Source organism: Streptosporangium sp. G12 (assembly GCF_052983175.1).
The window spans coordinates 130,222-149,681 of the sequence record NZ_JBRIQO010000005.1 but is presented as its reverse complement, the minus strand read 5'-3'; the positions used below and the strand labels follow the sequence as shown (position 1 = coordinate 149,681).

At 71.2% G+C, this 19,460-nt stretch carries 16 protein-coding genes; 6 read left to right on the top strand and 10 right to left on the bottom strand.

What is annotated here, in order from left to right:
* Positions 1–460: 460 nt before the first annotated feature.
* Positions 461–1,711, bottom strand: coding sequence for an amidohydrolase family protein (locus ACVCAG_RS09740; protein WP_440085044.1), 1,251 nt, complete (start codon positions 1,709–1,711; stop codon positions 461–463).
* Positions 1,712–1,948: 237 nt separating this feature from the next.
* Between ACVCAG_RS09740 and ACVCAG_RS09735 the strand changes: the two genes are divergently transcribed.
* The 3 genes from ACVCAG_RS09735 to ACVCAG_RS09725 all read left to right on the top strand — a co-directional run bounded on the left by ACVCAG_RS09735 (position 1,949) and on the right by ACVCAG_RS09725 (position 4,215).
* Positions 1,949–3,520: an RICIN domain-containing protein gene (locus ACVCAG_RS09735; RefSeq protein WP_447189748.1), complete on the top strand. Its 1,572-nt coding sequence runs from the start codon at positions 1,949–1,951 to the stop codon at positions 3,518–3,520.
* Between the two features lie 154 nt (positions 3,521–3,674).
* Complete coding sequence (locus ACVCAG_RS09730; protein WP_440089815.1) at positions 3,675–3,905, top strand: hypothetical protein; 231 nt, start codon at positions 3,675–3,677, stop codon at positions 3,903–3,905.
* Positions 3,895–4,215 carry a type II toxin-antitoxin system PemK/MazF family toxin gene (locus ACVCAG_RS09725; protein ID WP_440089817.1) on the top strand — a complete coding sequence of 107 codons (321 nt, stop codon included), beginning with the start codon at positions 3,895–3,897 and terminating at the stop codon, positions 4,213–4,215. Before ACVCAG_RS09730 ends, ACVCAG_RS09725 begins: the two co-directional genes overlap by 11 nt.
* Positions 4,216–4,340: 125 nt before the next feature.
* Here ACVCAG_RS09725 and ACVCAG_RS09720 read toward each other — a convergent pair whose 3' ends face one another.
* Both ACVCAG_RS09720 and ACVCAG_RS09715 read right to left on the bottom strand, forming a co-directional pair.
* The gene (locus ACVCAG_RS09720; protein ID WP_440089818.1) at positions 4,341–5,831 is read right to left on the bottom strand and encodes a pyridoxal-dependent decarboxylase; all 1,491 of its coding nucleotides are present in this window, start codon (positions 5,829–5,831) and stop codon (positions 4,341–4,343) included.
* 114 nt (positions 5,832–5,945) lie between these two features.
* A complete protein-coding gene (locus tag ACVCAG_RS09715; protein WP_440089819.1) occupies positions 5,946–6,203 on the bottom strand; it encodes a hypothetical protein in 258 nt (85 codons plus the stop codon).
* 366 nt (positions 6,204–6,569) lie between these two features.
* On the opposite strand from ACVCAG_RS09715, the gene ACVCAG_RS09710 reads away from it, so the two are divergent.
* Positions 6,570–7,835 (top strand): hypothetical protein, encoded by a 1,266-nt coding sequence (locus ACVCAG_RS09710; RefSeq protein WP_440089820.1) that lies wholly within the window; start codon positions 6,570–6,572, stop codon positions 7,833–7,835.
* Between the two features lie 65 nt (positions 7,836–7,900).
* On the opposite strand, the gene ACVCAG_RS09705 is transcribed toward ACVCAG_RS09710, so the two are convergent.
* The 4 genes from ACVCAG_RS09705 to ACVCAG_RS09690 are packed head-to-tail and all read right to left on the bottom strand — an operon-like array spanning position 7,901 to position 12,033.
* Positions 7,901–8,902: a LacI family DNA-binding transcriptional regulator gene (locus ACVCAG_RS09705; RefSeq protein WP_362851128.1), complete on the bottom strand. Its 1,002-nt coding sequence runs from the start codon at positions 8,900–8,902 to the stop codon at positions 7,901–7,903.
* Positions 8,903–8,945: 43 nt separating this feature from the next.
* A complete protein-coding gene (locus ACVCAG_RS09700; protein ID WP_440089821.1) occupies positions 8,946–9,824 on the bottom strand; it encodes an ABC transporter permease subunit in 879 nt (292 codons plus the stop codon).
* The gene (locus ACVCAG_RS09695; protein ID WP_440089823.1) at positions 9,824–10,726 is read right to left on the bottom strand and encodes an ABC transporter permease subunit; all 903 of its coding nucleotides are present in this window, start codon (positions 10,724–10,726) and stop codon (positions 9,824–9,826) included. The genes ACVCAG_RS09700 and ACVCAG_RS09695 overlap by 1 nt, the downstream gene beginning before the upstream one ends.
* Positions 10,723–12,033 (bottom strand): extracellular solute-binding protein, encoded by a 1,311-nt coding sequence (locus ACVCAG_RS09690; RefSeq protein ID WP_440089825.1) that lies wholly within the window; start codon positions 12,031–12,033, stop codon positions 10,723–10,725. The genes ACVCAG_RS09695 and ACVCAG_RS09690 overlap by 4 nt, the downstream gene beginning before the upstream one ends.
* Before the next feature lie 361 nt (positions 12,034–12,394).
* Between ACVCAG_RS09690 and ACVCAG_RS09685 the strand changes: the two genes are divergently transcribed.
* Both ACVCAG_RS09685 and ACVCAG_RS09680 read left to right on the top strand, forming a co-directional pair.
* Positions 12,395–14,416, top strand: a complete 2,022-nt coding sequence (locus tag ACVCAG_RS09685; protein ID WP_440089826.1) for a beta-galactosidase — start codon at positions 12,395–12,397, stop codon at positions 14,414–14,416.
* A 92-nt stretch (positions 14,417–14,508) separates the two neighbouring features.
* Complete coding sequence (locus ACVCAG_RS09680; protein ID WP_440089827.1) at positions 14,509–16,035, top strand: glycosyl hydrolase 53 family protein; 1,527 nt, start codon at positions 14,509–14,511, stop codon at positions 16,033–16,035.
* A gap of 203 nt (positions 16,036–16,238) precedes the next feature.
* Here the strand turns inward: ACVCAG_RS09680 and ACVCAG_RS09675 are convergent, their stop codons facing one another.
* From ACVCAG_RS09675 to ACVCAG_RS09665, 3 genes are all read right to left on the bottom strand, one after another.
* Complete coding sequence (locus tag ACVCAG_RS09675; RefSeq protein WP_447189747.1) at positions 16,239–17,678, bottom strand: pectate lyase family protein; 1,440 nt, start codon at positions 17,676–17,678, stop codon at positions 16,239–16,241.
* A 268-nt stretch (positions 17,679–17,946) separates the two neighbouring features.
* Positions 17,947–18,810, bottom strand: coding sequence for an NAD(+)/NADH kinase (locus ACVCAG_RS09670; protein WP_440087697.1), 864 nt, complete (start codon positions 18,808–18,810; stop codon positions 17,947–17,949).
* A gap of 161 nt (positions 18,811–18,971) precedes the next feature.
* A complete protein-coding gene (locus ACVCAG_RS09665) occupies positions 18,972–19,406 on the bottom strand; it encodes a hypothetical protein (protein WP_440087696.1) in 435 nt (144 codons plus the stop codon).
* Between the last annotated feature and the right edge of the window lie 54 nt (positions 19,407–19,460).

Here is a 19,460-nt window from a genome sequence, read left to right as displayed (position 1 = left end):
CCCCAAGCCTTGGGGCGGTCGGATTACCCGGAGGTAGCAGAAAGGCACAGAAAGGGAGCAATCGGTAACGCTCGGCTACCGGCTCCCGCCGAAGGGTCGTGCCCCGAAAGGATGTCATCCGCGGCGGAACCGCCAGAGTTCAGTAGATCGTCCCCGTCCGAACACCTGTTTTCGCGGGAAGAATCCCACCGATCCGGAGCCGCCACGGTGTCCGGGCGCCGGTTTCCCGGCTTCGCGCGTCCGTCGCCCCGCCGGTTTTTCCGGCTTCGCGGGTTCGTCATCGTGCTGGTTTCCCTTGCCTTGCCCGTTCGCCGCCCTGCCGGCTTTCCCGCCTCACTCGTTTGCCGCCGTGCCGGTCTCTTCGCCTCGGCCGTACGGTGCCGTGCAGGTCTCTCCGCCGCCCGCTTTCCGCCGTGCCGGTCTCTTCGCCTGGCCGTACGGCCTCCGGCGGCCGCGCCCGTCAGCGCGGAACACCCGGCCCGAAGGAGGTGCGCAGGACGGACGAGGCCACGACCCGGCCCGCGACGACGACGTGCCGGGGCGGCGCGTGCCGGGTCAGGGCCTCGCGGACGGTCCGCCCCTCCAGGATCACCAGATCGGCGGGGGCACCGGGCTCCAGGCGGTGGGCGGGCAGGCCGATGACCCGCGCGGCGTCGACGGTCACCATGTCGTACAACCGTTCCAGGGCGGCGTCGGTGCGGGCGTCGAGCAGGTGTGCCGCGAGGAAGGCCACCTCCAGGAGGTTGTGCCGCCCGAACGGGTAGTAGGCGTCCTCGATGTCGTCCTGGCCGAGCGCGACCGGGACACCGGCGCCGGCCAGCCGGAAGACCGGCAGGTGGAGCGGCCCGGTGTGCGGATCGCTGACGAAACCGAGTCCCGCGGCGCGGCACAGCCCGGCCAGGCGGCGCAGGTACGGCTCGGGGTAGAGCGCCATCGCCCTGGCGTGCTGGGCGCTGCCGCGTCCGATCATGTTCCGCGCCAGCAGTTCCCGCGCCAGCATCTCGGCCGTGCGCAGCCCCGGGTCTCCCGCGTCGTCGACCAGCATGGCGACGCGCAGGCCGTGCCGCCGGGCGAGGTCGACCATACGCCTCACGTGCTCGGCGGCGTCGGCGTCGGTCCACTCGATCCAGGGGATGCCGCCCACCACGTCCGCGCCGCGCCGTACGGCCTCGGCGACGAGTTCCCCGGTTCCGGGTTCGCGGAGCAGGCCGTCCTGCGGGAACGCCACCACCCGCACGTCGACCACGCCGCGGAACTCCTCGCGCAGCGCCAGCAGCGCCTCCAGTCCGGTGAGTCCCGCCCGCGGGTCGATGTCGGCGAAGGCCTGTACCGCCCGGACGCCGTGCCGTACGGATTCCAGGAGCACCGGACGGGCGCGTTCGAGGACGGATCGCGCGGTCTGGCCGGCCTTGACGGCGGCGGCCGTCTCGATGGCGCCCATCGCGGCTCCCATCGCACCCCCGGTGTACTCCGAGAGCGCGGCGGGCCCGGCCCTGTCGAGGGTGTGGACCTTGCACAGGTGCAGGTGGGCGTCCACGAACGGCTCGGTGACCAGGGCGCCGTCGGCGTCGAGGGTCACTCCGGTCGCCGGGCCGAGATCGGGGTCGTCCTCGGCGACGAGGCTGATGAGCCCGCCCGTGGCGGCCAGCGACCACCTGCCGGGACGGCCGCGCAGGGTGGCGTTCCTGATGAGGAGGTCCGGAGTGTCCATGACAGCACGGTAGAAGCACGCCGCGAGGATCGTGATGGCCAGACCTGCCAAGCCGCCGTCCGGCGAGCGGCCGTCCATGTGAAAGTCTCCGGGTTCATTGACAGTTGGAAAGCGCTTTCCTATGGTGTTGCTTGTCCGCTGACACGGACGTGTTCACTCATGTGAGCGGTGCGCACTCGCTGGGGGGATCCGGAACGCAGGCCGCACGGGCCTGCCGGACCAGCAAGGAGTTCGGCTGTGAAGAGCAGATTCGTCAGGAGGGTCGCGGCCGTCGTCATCGTCGGCGCGGTCGCCGCGTCCGGATGGGCGTTCGGCACCTCCGCCGCCGCGGCCGATCCGGCACCCGGCGCCTACACCCTCGTCAACGCGGGCAGCGGCCTGTGCCTGACCGTCCCCGGCGCCAGTGGCTCCGACGGCGTGCAGCTCACGCAGTCCGGCTGCGGCGCCACCGGCCAGACCTGGAACCTGACCGCCGCCGGCGGCGGGTTCCAGGTCAGGGCCGCGCACAGCGGCCTGTGCGCGGGCGTCAAGGACGCGAGCACCTCCGCGGGCAAGGCCGTCCAGCAGGAGAACTGCACCGGCGCCTCCTCCCAGACCTGGAACCTGACCGAGTCGGGCTCCAACTACCGGGTGGTCAACGCCAACGGCGGCAAGTGCCTCAACACCAAGGACAACTCCACCTCCTCCGGCGCCCTCGTCCAGCAGAACTCCTGCGACTCGGTGGCCACCAAGCAGTGGCGGCTCGTCCCCGCGGGCGGCGGCAACCCCGACCCGACCCTCACCCCCACCCCCGACCCGACACCCACCGTCACCCCCACCACCGGCAACCCGGGCAACGCCGCCGGCCTGGTGGGTTTCGCGACCCTCGACAAGTACGGCCGCGGCGGCACGAACGGCGGCACGGGCGGCCAGACGGTGACCGTCGGCACCTACGCGCAGCTGGCGGCGGCCGTCGCCGACGACACCCCCCGGATCGTCCGGGTGTCGGGCACGATCACCGGTAACGGCGCGGACATGCTGGACGTCGGGTCGAACAAGACCGTCATCGGCGTCGGGACGAACGCGACGATCAGCGGTTTCGGGCTCGACGTCAACGGCTGGGGCCCCGAGGAGGTCGCCTGGGGCGGCGACCTCTGCGACCCCGCCGAGCGGGACAGGTTCACCCACGTGCAGAACGTGATCATCCGGAACCTGTCGTTCAGGAACTCCCCGGACGACTCCGTCAACGTGCAGTGCTACTCCCACCACGTGTGGATCGACCACAACACGTTCCACCCGTCCGCAGACGGCTCGGTGGACATCAAACGCGGGTCGGACCTGGTGACGGTCTCGTACAACCGTTATGTCGGCACGGACAAGTCGATGTTGCTCGGCCACAGTGACAGCAACGGCTCCCAGGACACCGGCTACCTGAACGTCACCTACCACCACAACTGGTTCGACGGGTCGAACACCCGCCACCCGAGGGTGCGGTTCGGGTACGCCCACGTGTTCGCCAACTACGTGGACGTCGACGACTACTTCATCGGCCTGGGCGTGAACGGCAGGATCTACGCCGAGAGCAACCACGTGAAGGGCGCCAAGACGATCACCGAGGACTTCGGCAACGCGAGCCTCACCTGGGCGAGCAGCAACCACTACGACATCGCCACGATCCGGCGGGCGCAGAGCAGCGGCAGCACCATGAGCGACTGGCTGCGCGCCGACGGCGCCGTCTCGCGGCCGTCGTACTCCTACTCGGCCGGATCCGCCTCCTCCACCCCGCCGTCCGCGGGCGCCGGTGTCGGCGGCGCGGACACGATTCCTTAGCGGTCCTGTCCCGCGGGGATCACATTGCCGCGTGATCCCCGCGGGACGAGACCGCCCTGCCGTCCGACTTATCTGACTGCTGTTACGTTAAGTAGCCGAATGTTCACTGAATTCGATCGAAAGCCGGTGAGACGCCTCGTCGTACAGTGAAGATATGGCCATGCTGACTGTTGACCTCGACGCCAGAGCGGAAAAGGCTCTGCACGAGCTGACCGCCGACGGCCGTTCCGTGACCGAAGCGGTTCGCGAAGCACTTGTCGTCGCCCAACGGCTCCACCGAATGGAAGAGGCTCGGATCGCGGCCGAGAGGCTGGCGAAGGATCCCGCTGACAGGGCCGAAGCCGAAGCGATCATGAAGGACACGAAGCACCTGCGTGCGTGGTGACGTCTACCGGCTGCGCGCTCCTCGTGACGCGATGGCCCATGAGCAACGTGGTGAGCGCTTCGCCGTGATCCTCCAGTCGGATTTCCTCTCCCACCTCTCCACCGTTCTCATCGCACCGACCTCGGCCAGCGCACCTCCCGCCCCCTTCAGGCCCGAAGTCGAGCTGCTCGGCAAACAGAGCCGGGTCATGGTCGAGCAGACCACGGCCGTCACCCCGCACCGTCTGGGCGACTTCGCCGGTCGTCTGGATCCCGCCGAGATCGAAGAGGTCGACGAGGCCCTTCACACCGTCCTTGGACTGCTCAGATGAGCTAAGGCACGAACCGGATCCACCTTCTGCCGTGATCCCCTGCCCTACGGGAAACGGAACCGTGGCAGAAGGCGGAAACCACGCGCTCCGGAGCCGTTCGATCCTCGTAGCCAGGGGGATCGGGTTCACGGCCTGAACACGACCTCCTGAAGGACCTTCGCGACCCGCTCCACATCTGCCTCGGTGGTACGCCAGTTGCTGAACGCGGCGCGCAGCGCGGGCACCCCCTCGTGGACGGTCGGCGTGAGGAAGGCCTCGCCGGACGCGGTGATCGCGTCGACGACCTCGCCGATCCGGGCCTGGGTGGGGGAGGAGGCGAGGGTGAAGCAGACCACGTTGAGCCGTACGGGGGCGAGCAGCCGGTAGCCGGGCATCGCGGCGATCCGCTCGCCGAGCCCGGCGGCGAGGGCGGCGTCGCGCCGGACGATCTCCGCGTGCCCCTCGCGCCCGTACGCGGCCAGGGTGAACCAGGCCGGCAGCGCGCGCAGGCGCCGGGAGTTCTCCGGGGTCAGGTGCACGAAGTCGGGGTCGTCGCCCACCGGGCCGAGGTAGGCGGCGGAGTTCCGGAAGACGCGGGTCTGCAGGTCGCGGCGGCGGGTGAACTGGATCGCGCTGTCGTAGGGCACGTTCAGCCACTTGTGCAGGTCCACGCAGACCGAGTCGGCCTCGCCGAGGCCCGCGACGAGGTGGGCGTGCTCGGGGGAGAGCGCGGCGAATGCCCCGAACGCGGCGTCCACGTGCAGCCAGAACGGGTGGTGCTCGCGCAGGGCCGCGATGGCGCGCAGGTCGTCGAAGTCGACGGTGTTCACCGTGCCGGAGTTGGCGACCACGATCGCCGGCGTGCCGTCCAGCCGGTCGAGTTCCTCGGCGAGCCGGGCCACGTCCACCGCCTCCCGCCCCGGCAGCAGGCCGACCCGCCGGATCGCCGACCGTCCCAGCCCGAGCATGGACAGCGACTTGACGACGCTGGAGTGCGGGCTTCCCGACAGCACCGTCACCGGCCCGAGCGCGGCCGCGCCCTCCTCGGCCACCGACACGCCGCGCAGCTCGCCCAGCCACTCCCTGGCGATCGCCAGGCCCGCGAAGGTGGACATGGTCGCGCCGCTGACGAACGTCCCCTCGTGCTCGGGCGGCAGGCCGAAGAGGTCGCGCAGCCAGGCGGCCGTCTCCCGCTCGAGGTCCGGGGCGAGCGAGTCCAGTCCCGACGTGGGGTTCTGGTCGAGGGTGCCGGTCAGCCAGTCGCCCGCCAGCGCCGCGGGCGTCACGCCGCCCGTGACGAAGCCCAGGTAGCGGGGGCCCGCGCCGGCCGCGAAGCCCGGCTCCCACCGCCGCGCGAACTCCTCCAGCGCCCCTTCCAGGCCGATCCCCGCCTCCGGCAGGGACGCGGGCGCGGGTCTCGCCGGCGTCCGCGCCACCGGCCGGTCGTCGAGCCCGCCGAGCAGGCGCACCGCGTACGCGCGGGTGGCCTCCAGCAGCTCGGGGACGCGGGCGTGGTCGGCCCCGAGCGACCCGCGAACGCGACCGGACCTCGTCTCCCCCGGTGCGCCCGGCAGCCGGCCGCCGGTGGGCGATGGTTCGGGGATGCGCGGGGTGCCCGCTTCGTCTCTGGCGTCCATCCTCCGACGCTACGACGCCGCTCGGCCGCTGGCGAGCAGCCTGTCCGGGCACGGCATGGTGAGGTGGCGGAGGAGTCGTGGTGAGGTCGTCAAGTCGTTGGAGAGGAGTCGTGGTCAGGTCGCCAAGGAGAGGGACGGGCGGACCCGGCCGGCCTCGCACAGCGCCCAGCGCATCCGGCTCGCGTACGCCTCCGGATGGTCTCCGGCCTCCTGGGCGACGAGGGCGGCGCAATCGGAGAGATCGGCGTGGCAGGCACGGATCCGACCTTCGATGATCATGCGCACCTGGTCCGGGGAGGGGTGGTCCGAAGCCTGCAGAGTGGAGACGAAGAGAACCTGTGCCAGGTCGGACACGTTCATCGGGGTCGTCATCACGTGATCCTTTCCCGGGAGGCGCGGAGGTCCTGCGGAACTTCGATCGCGTCCCCGTCGGTAGTTCGGCCCGTGTTCACCTTCTATCGTCTCTCCCGGGACTGACATTTTCGCCCCGTAGCCGGCCCCTGCCACCCCTATTTCCCGGCGAACGACGAGACTTTCCCGGCGAACGGCGAGGCGTGATGTGCCGGCCCGGCGGGTGCCCGGCCGGCCCGGGTGGTCTCCGTGATCTTTACTCGCCTTCATCGCAACTGTGTTCACATCTGTCACGCGAGTGAGCGTCCGTTTCACGAACAAGCCGCCGACATTCTGGAATGATCGCTGGATATCCTGTCGGACATCGAGACTGACGGACAGTGACTGATGCCCCCCATCGATCAAATCACCGCCTTCGCATCGGACCAGCCGGTTCTCACGGTCATCATCGGCGTGTTCGCCCTCGTCCTCCTGGTCGTGGCGTACTTCGTGCTGCGCGCGACCCAGCGCCTGGCGGTCCGCTTCTACCAGCGGCACATCGCGCCCCGTCCGGCCGAGGACATCCTCACCATCGTCGCCGCCAGCATCGCGACGGGCGTCTCCGCCCAGGGCATGTGGCGTTTCTCCGGTGACGTGCTCGGCTTCGACGGTCCCCTGCGGCTGCTGCTCTTCGCCTTCATCGAGGTCGCCGTCATCACCAGCGCCGTCCGGGCGCGCCGCAACATGCGGGAGAACTTCTCCGCCGGCATCGACGGCGTCGCCGTGTGGGCGCTCACCGGCCTGACGGCCGTGCTGTCGAGCATGGACGCCCGCAGTGTCGCCGAGGCCGTCTTCCGGCTCGCCGCCCCCCTGGTGGCGGCCTGGCTGTGGGAGCGCGGCATGGCGATCGAACGCCACCGCATCACGGGGCGCTCCCGCATCAACTGGCGGATCACTCCGGAACGCGCGCTGGTCCGCGTCGGGCTGGCCGAGGTCAGCGACCGTACGGCGAGCGAGGTGGACGCCCACCGCAGGCTCACCCGGGTCGCGCTGGCGGCCAAGCGCGCCCGCGCGCTGCGGGCCTCGGGGGCGTCCGACAGGAAGATGCGCGCGGCCCTCACCAAGCTGGACCGTGCCATGGACCGGGCGGTGGAGCACAGCGGCCTGGCGGTCGACTCCGCGCGCCAGGAGGCCCTGCTCTCCCAGATCGGGGCTCTCTACAACACCTCCGCGCTGATCGACCTGACCCCGCCCGTGCCGTGGGCCCCGGAGCCCGGAGAGCCGGCGGGGCCGTCCGGGCGCCCCGCGGTGGCCGCGGGTCCCGCGGCGCTGCGGCCCCCGATCGACGATGACGACGACGAGCTCCACGTGCTGGACGTCCCGCCGCCGATCGTCGACACGGCGCAGCGCGCGGCCCTGATGCGCGCCGCGCGGGAATACTGGGACAAGCAGATCGAGCGGAAGTTCGTGCCCCGTGCGGCCGACATCGCCCACGAGACCGGCGTCTCCCTGGCCACCGCCCGCGAGTACCGAGCCCTGTGGAAGCTGGAGCCCAAGGCTCACGCGCTGCTGGAGGCCGCCTTCCACGAGCACGGGATCGTCGACACCGGCACCTTCCCCGCCATCGAGACCGAGCACGTCCTGACCGTGAACGGGTCCTCACCCGGTCGCTGACCCCGCCGCCGATCCCGCTCGATCCCGCCGCTCGCCCGGTCGGGCCGCCCAGGCGGCCCGACCGGTCAGGTCGACTCGCGCACGATGAGGGTCGTGGGCAGTATCACCGGCTCCAGGTGCTCGGCGCCGTCGATCAGGGCGAGCAGCAGGCGGACGGTCTCCTCGGCGACCCGTTCCAGGGGCTGCCGGACGGTGGTGAGCGGCGGGTGGGTGGTGAGCGCCACCGCCGAGTCGTCGAAGCCGCCCACCGCGACGTCCTCGGGCACCCGCCGCCCGGCGGCGCGCAGGGCGGAGAGCGCGCCCGCGGCCATCAGGTCGGAGGCGACGAACACCGCGTCGATGTCGGGGGCACGTTCCAGCAGCCTGGCCATCGCGCTCTCCCCGCCCAGCTGGGTGTAGTCGCCGTGCTCGATGAGCCTCCTGCTCGCCTTCCTGCCGAGGATGTCGGCGAAGCCCTCCAGCCGCAGCGCGCCGCCGGGGGTGTCGAGCGGGCCGGTGATGGTGGCGATCCGTTTGCGGCCCCGCTCCACCAGGTAGCGCGTCATCTGCCGGGCGCCCTCGCGGTCGTCGGCCGCCGCGTAGGGGATCACGTTCTCCCGCCCGATGACGGCTCCCTGGGCGACGGCGGCCACCGGGATGTCCACCAGCGCGTCCACCAGCCTGTCGCCGGCGTGAGTGGAGACCAGGAAGGCCCCGTCGGCGTGGCCGCCGCGCAGGTAGCGGATCACCCGGTCGCGGTCGCCGTCGTTCCCGGCGATCATCATCACCAGCGACACGTCCCGCTCGGCGAGCCGCCGGGTGGCGGTGCGCAGCAGCACGCTGTAGGTGGGATCCTCGAACAGCTTCTCCTGCGGCTCCGACAGGACCATCACCACCGAGCCGGTCCGCTGGGTGACCAGGCTGCGGGCGGCCCGGTTGAGCACGTAGCCCGTCTCGGCGATGGCCCGCTTGACGGCGGCGTGCGCGGCGGGGCTGACGTACCGGTCGTCGTTGAGCACCCGGGACACCGTTCCCCGGGACACCCCCGCCACCGCCGCGACGTCGTGGATGGTCGGACGCTTCGCCATGCTCCTCATTGTCCCCTCGACCGGCCGCCGATCAGCCCGGCCGCTAGCTTTTCACGGCTCCGCCGGCCAGGTCGGTCCGCCAGTGGCGCTGCATCGTGAGGAACAGCGCGATCAGCGGAACGATCGACAGCAGCGTGCCGGTGAGGATCAGGTTGTAGAGCGAGGGCTGGTTCGCCCCCGCGGCGAGCAGGGTGTAGAGCCCGACGGTCAGCGGGAACCTCTGGTCGTCGCCCAGCATGATGAAGGGCAGCAGGAAGTTGTTCCAGATCGCGACGAACTGGAACAGGAAGATGGTCACCATGCCCGGGAGCATGAGCGGCAGGGCCACCCGGCGCAGCAGCAGCCAGTGCCCGGCGCCGTCGATGCGCCCGGCCTCCAGCAGGGCGTCGGGGACGGCGGCGGTGGCGTAGACGCGCGCGAGATAGATGCTGTACGGGTGCAGGATCTGCGGGAGCAGGACCGACCAGTAGGTGTCGGCCAGCCCGATCCGCGAGAACAGCAGATACTGCGGGACGGCCAGCACGACGGCGGGCACCAGGATGCCGCCGATCAGCAGGTTGAAGATCAGGTTCCGGCCGGGGAAGCGATACTTGGCCAGGGTGTAACCGGAGACGGCCGAGACGGCCGTGGACAGCAGGGCGCCGCCGCCCGCGTACAGCAGCGTGTTCAGCGTCCACAGCCAGAACACGCCGTCGCGGTAGGCGAGCAGGTCCGAGAGGTTGGACAGCAGGCCGGTGCCGGGGGCGAAGGTCGAGGTGGAGAACAGCTCCGCCTTCGACTTGGTCGCGGCCACCAGCACCCAGCTGACCGGCAGCAGGCAGTAGAGCGCGCCCAGCAGCAGGATCGCGGTCGGCATGATCCCGGCCGGGCGGCGTCCCCGGGAAGACCCCCGAGAGGCTCCGGTGAGGGTCGTGGTGGCCATCAGCCCTCCCCGAAGGCGCGGTCGCGGACGACGCGCAGGAAACCGAACGACAGGACGAGGGAGACCGCCGCGATGACGATCGAGGTGGCGGCGGCCGAGTAGAGGTCGCCGGTGACGAAGGCGTCGCGGTAGACCTTCATGAGCGGGCTCCAGGTCGAGCTGATCGTGTTGGTCAGCGGCCGCAGGGTGGTCGGTTCGGTGAACACCTGGATCGTGGCGATGATGGAGAACACCGTGGTCAGGATGATCGCGGGCAGCAGGATCGGGATCTTGATCCGCAGCGCTATCTGGATCTCGCTCGCCCCGTCGATCCTGGCGGCCTCGTAGTAGGTCCTGGGCACGGCGCGCAGGGCGGTGTAGAGCACCAGCATGTTGAAGCCGACGCCGCCCCAGACCGCCACGTTCGCCATGGACAGGACCACCGTGCCCGCGCCGAGCAGGTCGACGTCGAGCACCTGGCGGAACGGGCTGAGGCTCGGCAGGTAGAGGAAGCCCCACAGCAGGGTGGCCGCCACGCCCGGCACCGCGTACGGCAGGAAGAGGGCGATCCTGGAGAAGCGCGCGAGCCGCACGTGCGCCGAGTCCAGCAGCAGCGCGAACAGCAGGGCGAGCCCGAGCATGACCGTCAGCACCAGCAGGCCGTAGCCCAGGACGCGGAGCCAGCCGGCCCACAGCTCGCCGTCGGCGAGCGTCGCCGCGTAGTTGTCGAGGCCGGCGAAGACCTCGCGCCGGGAGTTCTTGCCCAGGCCCAGTCCGGAGACCTTCGTGCGCCGCAGGCTGAGGTAGGCCGTGTAGGCGATGGGAATGGCCATGAAGAGCGTGAACAGCGTCATGGCCGGTGCGAGGAAGAGGTAGGGGACGGCGCTCGCGGTGCGGGCGCCGCCGCCGGGGCGTCGTGTCATGGGGTGAGCTGGAATCCGGATTTCCGCATGTCGGCGACCGTCGCGTCCTGCATCTTCGCGACGGCGCCGGAGAACGCCGACCCGTCCTGCAGGGCCTTGTCGAAGGCGTCCTTGAAGGCGTTGTAGGTCACGTTGACGTTCGGCCCGAAGGTGAAGCCCCGCGCGGTGGCGGAGATCGCGGCGGCCTGCTGCCAGAAGTCGGGCTGGTTGGAGAAGTAGTCGGGGGCCTCGCCGAGCATGGCGCCGCCCTTGGTGGCGGCCGGGTAGACCGCCCCTTCCTTGACGAGCAGGCCGAGCGCCTCGGGGTCGGTGTTGAGCCAGGTCGCGAACTTCGCGGCGGCGGCCCGGTTGGGGGACTTGGCGGCGACCGCGGTGGAGGAGCCGCCCCAGAAGCCGCTGGAGCTCTCGCCGGCGTTCCACTGCGGCAGCGGGGCGATCGCCCACTTTCCCTTGGCCTTGGGGGCGTTGCTGGACAGCACTCCGGGTGCCCAGACCGCCGAGGGCCAGGTCAGCAGCCTGCCGTCGTTCAGGGCCTTGTTCCACTCGGGGGTGAAGTACGGCTGGTCGTCGATGGCGCCCTCCTTGACGAGGCCGCCCCAGTAGTCGGCGACCTTCGTGGTGGCCGCGTCGTTGACCGCGACCTTCCACGACTCGCCGCTGATCGACCACCACTGGGCGCCCGCCTGCTGGGCGAGCCCGACGAAGGAGCCGGGGTCCTTGCTGGAGAAGGTCCCCAGGAAGACCTTGGGGTCCTTCTTCCGTACGGTGCGGGCGGCCTCGGCGTACTCGTCCCAGGTCTTGGGCACCTCAATGCCGTACTTGTCGAACAGGTCCTTGCGGTAGTAGAGCATCATCGGGCCGCTGTCCTGGGGGAGCGCGTAGACGGCGTCGGTGCCGAGCGTGACCAGTCCCCAGACGCCCTCGCCGAACTCGCCCTTCGCCTGCCCGACCTCGGCCGTGAGGTCGGCCACCGCGTCGGCGGCGACGAAGGAGGGCAGCATCTGGTACTCGGCCTGGACCAGGTCGGGAGGGTTGCCGGCCTTGGCGGCGGTCAGGAACTTGGTGGCCGCGTCGTCGCCGCCGGCCTGCTTGCTGACCGTGACCTGGATGTCGGGGTTGGCCTTGTTCCAGACCGCCGTGATCTTGTCCATGTTGGGGACCCAGGTCCAGTAGGTGAGCTTGACCGGCCCGGCGGGGGCCGAGTTCCGCGATTCCGGGGCGGCCGGCTCCTGGGGAGTGCCGGAGCACCCGGCCAGGGCGGTGGCGAGGATCGCGGCCGCCACCGCTACGAGCCGGTTTGTCTGCATGTGTTCCTCCGGGTGGGGGTTCCGTGTGGGAGTTTCATGTCAGGGGGTCGGCCGCTGGGAGGCCGCTGCGGGGCCACCGGCGAGACCACCGGCGAGCCCCGGCGAGGTCGCCGGGGAGGCCGGGGGAGACCGTGGGGAGGCCTCCGGCGGGGCTCCGGCCTGGTCGCCGGGGGGATACGGCGGGAGGACCGCCGGAAGTATCTGTGAACGTTCACAGACTGAAATCCATCGGCGGGTGCTGTCAATGCCCGTTACGTTCTTGTTAACCCCCAGAAGCGTCGGGCATCTCGCGGGTGGTCTTCCGTGGCCGCCGGTCGTACATTACTGTGCACGTTCACAGAAGTTATTCGAGGGGGAGTCGTTGCCCGGATATCCCGCCCTGCCAGGGGGCATCGCGTACGGCGGGGACTACAACCCCGAGCAGTGGCCGGAGGAGGTCTGGCGCGAGGACGTCCGGCTGATGCGCGAGGCCGGGGTGAACCTGGTCAGTCTCGGCATGTTCAACTGGAGCCTGCTGGAGCCCGCCGAGGGGGTGTACGACTTCGGCAGGCTGGACAGGATCGTCGACCTGCTGGACTCCGCCGGAGTCATGATCGACCTCGCGACGCCGACCTCGTCCCCGCCCACCTGGTTCAGGACGGCCCACCCCGGCGCCCGCCTGGTCGACCGCGAGGGCCACGTCATCGCCGGCGGCTCCCGGCACAGCTTCTGTCCCAGTTCCCCGGAGTACGCCGCCGCCTCCGAGCGGATCGCCGAGCGGCTCGCCGCCCGCTACGCCGGGCACCCGGCGGTCGCCATGTGGCACGTCCACAACGAGTACGGCTGGGCCAACGCGCGCTGCTACTGCGAGACCTCGGCCGAGGCGTTCCGCGACTGGCTGCGCGAGCGGCACGGGGACGTGGCGGCGCTCAACGCGGCCTGGGGGACCACGTTCTGGGGGCTGACCTACGGCTCGTTCGAGGAGGTGGAACCGCCGAGGATCGCACCGGCCGGCCAGCTGACGGCCCTGCAGCTCGACTACGCGCGCTTCTCCGTCGACGCGCACATCGCCAACTTCCGCCGCGAGCGCGACGCCATCCGCCGCTTCTGCGACCTGCCGGTCACCACCAACTTCATGATCCCCAACTGTGAGCCGATGGACTACTGGCGGTGGGCGGGCGAGGTCGACGTCGTCTCCAACGACCACTACCTCGACGCCGGGCGGGCCGACAACCACATCGAGCTGGCCATGGCGGCCGACCTCACCCGCTCGGTGGCGGGCGGGCGGCCGTGGATGCTCATGGAGCACTCGACCGGCGCCGTCAACTGGCAGCCGCGCAACCTCGCCAAGCGGCCGGGGGAGATGCGGCGCAACAGCCTCGCCCACGTCGCCCGCGGATCGGACTCGGTGCTGTTCTTCCAGTGGCGCGCCTCCCGCCACGGCGCGGAGAAGTTCCACTCGGCGATGCTGCCGCACGCCGGGACGGACTCCGGCCTCTGGCGCGACGTGGTCGCCCTCGGCGCCGACCTGCGCGGGCTGGCCGGGGTGCGCGGTTCCCGCGTCGAGGCCGAGGTCGCGCTGGTGTGGGACTGGGAGTCGTACTGGGCGCTGGAGCTGGAGTGGCGCCCCTCGGTCGACCTGCGCTTCCGCGAGCGCGTGGAGGCCTACTACCAGGCACTCTGGCGCGAGCACGTGACCACCGACTTCGCCCACCCCCGCGCCGACCTCTCGGCGTACCGGATGGTCGTCGTCCCCAGCTCCTACCTGCTCACGGAGGCGGCGGGCAAGAATCTGCGCCGCTACGTCGAGGCGGGCGGGCACCTGGTCGTCTCCTGCTTCTCCGGGATCGTCGACGAGAACGACACCATCCACCCCGGAGCCCACCCCGGCGCGCTGCGCGACGTGCTCGGCCTGTCGGTGGAGGAGTTCCACCCGCTGCCCGAGAGCGGCACGGTGCCCGTCGGCGACGGCGGCCTGACCGGCCGGATCTGGTCCGAGCGGATCCGCCTCGCCGGGGCGCGCGCCGTCCACGCCTTCACCGGCGGGCCGGACGCGGGCCACCCCGCGGTGACCCGCCACGAGCTGGGGGCGGGCACGGCCTGGTACGTCGCCACCGCCCTCGACCCGTCCCCCGACTCCGACTCCCATGGAAACGGCCGGGATCTGCGCGCGGTCCTGCGCGAGGTCCTCGACCTGGCGGGCGTGTCCCGCCCGAGGGGCCTGCCGGACACGCTGGAGCTCGTACGCCGGGGCCGGCACCTCTTCCTTCTCAACCACGGCGACGAGCCGGTCACCGTCCGGGGGGTGAACGGGACCGGGGTGTTCGACGGCGCCGCGCACACCGGGTCGGCGACCGTGCCCGCCGGCGGCGTCACGGTCGTCGAGCTCGCCGGGAACACATGATCGTCCCCGGGGCCGCGCCGGCCACCTGACCGCGGCGCGTCACCCGGGGTCTTCGGGGATCGTCCACATCACTCCTGACCAAGTGAGGACCCATGAAGAAGATCCTGGTGGCACTGCTGGCATGTGCCGCCGCCGTCCTGGTGCCGTTACCGGCCCGAGCCGCCCCCGCGGTCGCCAACGGCGGCTTCGAGACCGGGGGCGGCGTCGCCGCACCGTCCTCATGGAACACCGCGGGCACCGCCGCCGCCGACTTCACCGAGGCCGGCGGCCACGCGGGCTCCTACCGCCTGTCGCACTGGTCCACCGCCGCGTACACCGTCGAGACCCACCAGACGCTGACCGGACTGGCCTCGGGCACCTACACGCTCCGCGCCTGGGTCAGGTCCGGAACCATGAACCAGAGCTGGATCGCGCTGAGGAACTGCGGCTCCGCCGAGAGGCGGACCCACGTGCCGGTCAGCTCGTCCGAGTGGATCCAGATCGCCGTCACCCAGACCGTGACGGGCGGCCGGTGCACGATCGCCCTCGGCTCCGCCGCCGCGGCGGGCGGCTGGGCCAACTTCGACGACGTCACCTTCGCGGCCGGGTCGGCGACGCTGGCGGTCAAGGGCGCCGACACCTCGAGCCTGCCCAAGTCGGAGGCGTACGGAGGCAGGTACCACGACGCCTGGGGCACGCGGGGCGACGCCCTCGCGATCCTGGCGGCGGCCGGAGCCAACCACGTCCGGCTGAAGGTGTGGGTGAACCCGGCCGACGGCTACAACAACAAGGCGCGGGTGCTGGCCATGGCGCAGCGGGTCAAGGCCCGGGGGATGCGCCTGCTGGTCGACTTCCACTACTCCGACACCTGGGCCGACCCCGGCAAGCAGTACAAGCCCGCGGCGTGGACCGGATACTCGTTCGCGCAGCTCAAGACGGCCGTCTACGACCACACCTACGACGTGCTGAACGCGCTGAAGGCGCAGGGCACCACCGCCGACATGGTCCAGGTCGGGAACGAGATCAACGACGGCATGCTCTGGGAGGAGGGCCGCAGCTCCAACTTCGGCAACCTCGCCCAGCTGCTCAACGCGGGCTACAGCGCGGTCAAGGCCGTCTCCTCCTCGACCAAGGTCGTGCTGCACCTGGCCGAGGGCGGCGACAACGGGCTCTTTCGCTGGTGGTTCGACAGCGCCGCGGCCAACGGCGTGAACTACGACGTGATCGGCGTCTCCTACTACCCCTACTGGCACGGCACGCTCGGCGCGTTCCAGGCCAACCTCAACGACATCGCGTCCCGCTACGGCAGGCCCGTCCTGCTCGCCGAGACCGCCTACCCCTTCACCACAGGCAACGACGACGGCCTCACCAACATCATCACCGCGGCGACCCCGTACCCCGGGTACCCGGCCTCGCCGGCGGGCCAGTCGGCGATGCTGCGCGACGTGATGAGCATCGTGCAGGCCGTGCCCGGCGGGCGCGGGCTCGGCGCCGTCTACTGGGAGCCCGCCTGGACCGCGGTGGCCGGCAACGGCTGGGACCCGGCCGACCCGTCCTCGGGCAACGGCTGGGAGAACCAGGCGCTGTTCGACTTCGCCGACAGGGCGCTGCCCGCGCTCGCCCAGTTCGCCCACCAGTGATCCCCGCGACCGCGCGGCAGGACGCTCCTTCCTCGCGGTCGCCGTGAAAGCCGTCGGCCGGACCCCACGGGGTCCGGCCGGAAAGCTTGTGGCCGGGCCCCGCCGGGGCCCGGCCACGCTCGGCTGTCGCCGCCTTCCGGATCCGGATCGGATCCGGATCGGACCCGGTTCAGGCGCGGGTCGGGCGCGGGGCGGAGTCCGCGTCAGATGGAGATCCGGCCGGCACCTGCGCCGCCGGTCACGATCGACTTGACGCTGGAGGCGGTGTCGAGGGAGTAGGAGTAGGGGATGGAGGCCACGCTGCCGCCGGCCTGGCCGCTGCCGGAGTTGACGAAGTGGTTGTTGCGGGCGACCAGGGTGCCCGGTCCCGAGTCCCCCTCGCCGAGGTGGTAGGGGTCGTCGGTGTTCTCGAAGTAGTTGCCCTCGACCAGGACGCCCGCGCCCTCGGTGGAGGCCACGCCGTAGCCGCCGACGCTCCCGTAGTAGTTGTTGTAGACGTGTACCGGGTTGCCGAAGCGCACGCGCGGGTGGCGCTGGGTGGTGCCGTCGAACCAGTTGTGGTGGTAGGTGACGCGCAGCTTCCCGCGGTCCTCGCCGCCGTTGCCGTCGTCGTGGCCGAGCAGCATGGACTTGTCGTGGTTGGTGACCTTGTTCCAGGAGATGGTCACGTAGTCGCTGGCCCGCTTGACGTCCACGGCGCCGTCGTAGCCGTTGCTGAAGGTGTTGTGGTCGATCCAGACCCGGGTCGAGTACTGGACCTGGATGCCGTCGTCGTTCCAGTCACGGAAGGACAGGTTGCGGACGATGACGTTGGACGCCCGGGAGATGTTGAATCCGCAGCCCGCGATGGTGGCGCCGGAGTTGCCGATGATCGTCTTGTTGGAGCCGACCGTGAGCATCCCGGAGCAGGAGATCGTGCCCGACACCCGGATGACGGCCGCGCCGCTCGACGAGAGCGCGCTGCTCAGCGCCGAGGAGGTGCTGACCGTGGTGGGCGAGGCGTTGCCGCCGCCGGTGGTGCCGCCGCCCTGGGTCGCCCAGCCGACGAGGCCGCCCGGGTTGCCGGTGGTGGGGGTGACGGTGGGTGTCGGGTCGGGGGTGGGGGTGAGGGTCGGGTCGGGGTTGCCGCCGCCCGCGGGGACGAGCCGCCACTGCTTGGTGGCCACCGAGTCGCAGGAGTTCTGCTGGACGAGGGCGCCGGAGGAGGTGGAGTTGTCCTTGGTGTTGAGGCACTTGCCGCCGTTGGCGTTGACCACCCGGTAGTTGGAGCCCGACTCGGTCAGGTTCCAGGTCTGGGAGGAGGCGCCGGTGCAGTTCTCCTGCTGGACGGCCTTGCCCGCGGAGGTGCTCGCGTCCTTGACGCCCGCGCACAGGCCGCTGTGGACGGCCTTGAGCTGGGTGCCGCTCCCGGTCACGGTCCATGCCTGTCCCGCGCCGCCGCAGCCGTTCTGGGTGAGCTGGACGCCGGCCGAAGAGCCGGTGCCGGTCAGGCACAGGCCGCTGCCGTTGTTCACCAGGTTGTAGTTTCCCGGGGCGGGTGCGGCGGCGGAGGCGGCGGAGACGCCGGCCACCGTTCCCGACAGGGCGAGGGCGGCGACGGCGACGAGGACGCCGGCCGCCTTCCCGTTGGTTCTGTACAGCACAGTCGAGCTCCTTGCTGGTCCGGCAGGCAGGTACGACCTGCGGTTCGGAATCCCCCCAGCGAGCACTCGCCGTTCACATGTGCGATCCGCGTACATGTGAGCGAACAACCCACAAGCTAGGTAAGCGCTTTCCCGCTGTCAAGCGGGGCATGAAAGTTTCATGACGAACGCTGTCACCTGACCGCTCCCGGCGCGCTCCTGCCGGCGGAGAGGGCGTGAGAGAGCCCGCCCCGGCGGGCGCCCGGGCGGTGCGAGGATTCCGGGAGGTCTAGTCGACCTCGGCGCTGCCGTTGACGCGGAGCTTGCGGCGGGCGCGGTCGTAGAAGCTCTTCGGGCCGAGCCGGACCACCCAGGCGGCGGCGCGGATCGCGGTGACGCCGAGCCCGTCCCCGGGCGTGAGGTGCGCGGCCACCGTGCCGTCCACCTCCACGGCGAGACGGCCGCTCGTCGGCAGCAGGTCGAGCATGACCCGCTCGTCGGCCGACAGCACGATGGCCCGGTTGAACGACGAGTGCGCCGCCGCGGGGACCACGAGGAACCCCTCGACCGTCGGCGACACGATGGGACCGCCCGCGGAGAAGCTGTAGGCGGTCGACCCGGTGGGAGTGGCCACGATCACCGCGTCGGCCGCGTAGCGCACGAAGGGGTGCCCCTCCACGGTGATCGACACCGCCGACAGGCCGTCCCCCGGTATCCGCACCAGGGCGATGTCGTTGAACGCGGTCACCGCCGTGCCGTCGGGCAGGGCCGCCCGCACCGCCATGCGCGGTTCGACCGTGTAGTCGTGGTTGTCGATGGCCGACAGCGCGGGGGGCAGCTCGTCGACGTCGATCTCCGCGAGGAACCCCAGCTTGCCGAGGTTGACGCCGAGGACGGGGGTCTTGCGCCCCGAGATGAGGCGCATGGTGCGCAGCATCGTGCCGTCGCCGCCGAGGCTGACGAGCAGGTCGGCGCGGTCGACCAGGGTGGCGCCGTCGACCGGGACCGCGCTGCAGTCGATGCGCCCGACCTCGTCGGGCAGCCCCAGCACCGTGACGTCGCGGGCACGGGCCCACTCCACGATCGTGTCGATGGCCACCTTCGAATCGCGCTGCGGGTGCAGAACCAGCCCCACGGTCTTGACCATCCCCATGCCTCACACTGTACGGGGCCCGCCGCCGATCCCGTACGCCGCGATCCCCGGCGGGTGGGAACGAGGCCCGGCGAGAGGCCCGTCGACGGGCGGGAGCACGTGCCCGGCACCGGGGGCCGGGGCGGGGAGCGGGAGGCCGGGGACCGGGAGTGCGGGACGGATCAGCTCTGGCGCCGTTCCTTCATCCGCGCCTCGTGGAGGTGGCGGCGCCCGCCCGCCAGCCGTTCCCTGATCCGCCTCTCCACGTCGGTGAAGACGCTGTGGTAGCCGTCCTCGTACTCCTCCACGACCTGGAAGGTCCACCGGCCGGGGATGACGTCGAGGCCGATCAGCTCGCGGGTCACCATGTCGGCCATCTCGGGGTGGCCCGCGGCGCGCAGCAGCTCCACCGCCTCGTCGAGCTGCAGGTCGGCGTGACCGGTCAGCTGGTGGAAGGAGTAGAGGTGCCCGCGGGCCCGCTCGGTCGTCTCCAGCGCCTCGGAGAGCTTTCCCAGGGCCTCGGCGGTGGCGTCGTCGACGTCGTGGGACGCGGCCCGGGGCGAGGTGCCCGGCGAGGTCGGGGAGGAGGCCGGATCCGGCCGTACGTCGTGGGTCACTCGATCTCCTCCTCAAAGGGCGCGGTAGATCAGGGGTCGCGCGCCGGAGCATGA

Bases quoted from the DNA above. Each gene is read 5' to 3' on its own strand.
- ACVCAG_RS09740 (WP_440085044.1), bottom strand. From the start codon at position 1,711: ATGGACACTCCGGACCTCCTCATCAGGAACGCCACCCTGCGCGGCCGT.
- ACVCAG_RS09730 (WP_440089815.1), top strand. From the start codon at position 3,675: ATGGCCATGCTGACTGTTGACCTCGACGCCAGAGCGGAAAAGGCTCTG.
- ACVCAG_RS09720 (WP_440089818.1), bottom strand. From the start codon at position 5,831: ATGGACGCCAGAGACGAAGCGGGCACCCCGCGCATCCCCGAACCATCG.
- ACVCAG_RS09715 (WP_440089819.1), bottom strand. From the start codon at position 6,203: ATGACGACCCCGATGAACGTGTCCGACCTGGCACAGGTTCTCTTCGTC.
- ACVCAG_RS09710 (WP_440089820.1), top strand. From the start codon at position 6,570: ATGCCCCCCATCGATCAAATCACCGCCTTCGCATCGGACCAGCCGGTT.
- ACVCAG_RS09705 (WP_362851128.1), bottom strand. From the start codon at position 8,902: ATGGCGAAGCGTCCGACCATCCACGACGTCGCGGCGGTGGCGGGGGTG.
- ACVCAG_RS09700 (WP_440089821.1), bottom strand. From the start codon at position 9,824: ATGGCCACCACGACCCTCACCGGAGCCTCTCGGGGGTCTTCCCGGGGA.
- ACVCAG_RS09695 (WP_440089823.1), bottom strand. From the start codon at position 10,726: ATGACACGACGCCCCGGCGGCGGCGCCCGCACCGCGAGCGCCGTCCCC.
- ACVCAG_RS09690 (WP_440089825.1), bottom strand. From the start codon at position 12,033: ATGCAGACAAACCGGCTCGTAGCGGTGGCGGCCGCGATCCTCGCCACC.
- ACVCAG_RS09680 (WP_440089827.1), top strand. From the start codon at position 14,509: ATGAAGAAGATCCTGGTGGCACTGCTGGCATGTGCCGCCGCCGTCCTG.
- ACVCAG_RS09670 (WP_440087697.1), bottom strand. From the start codon at position 18,810: ATGGGGATGGTCAAGACCGTGGGGCTGGTTCTGCACCCGCAGCGCGAT.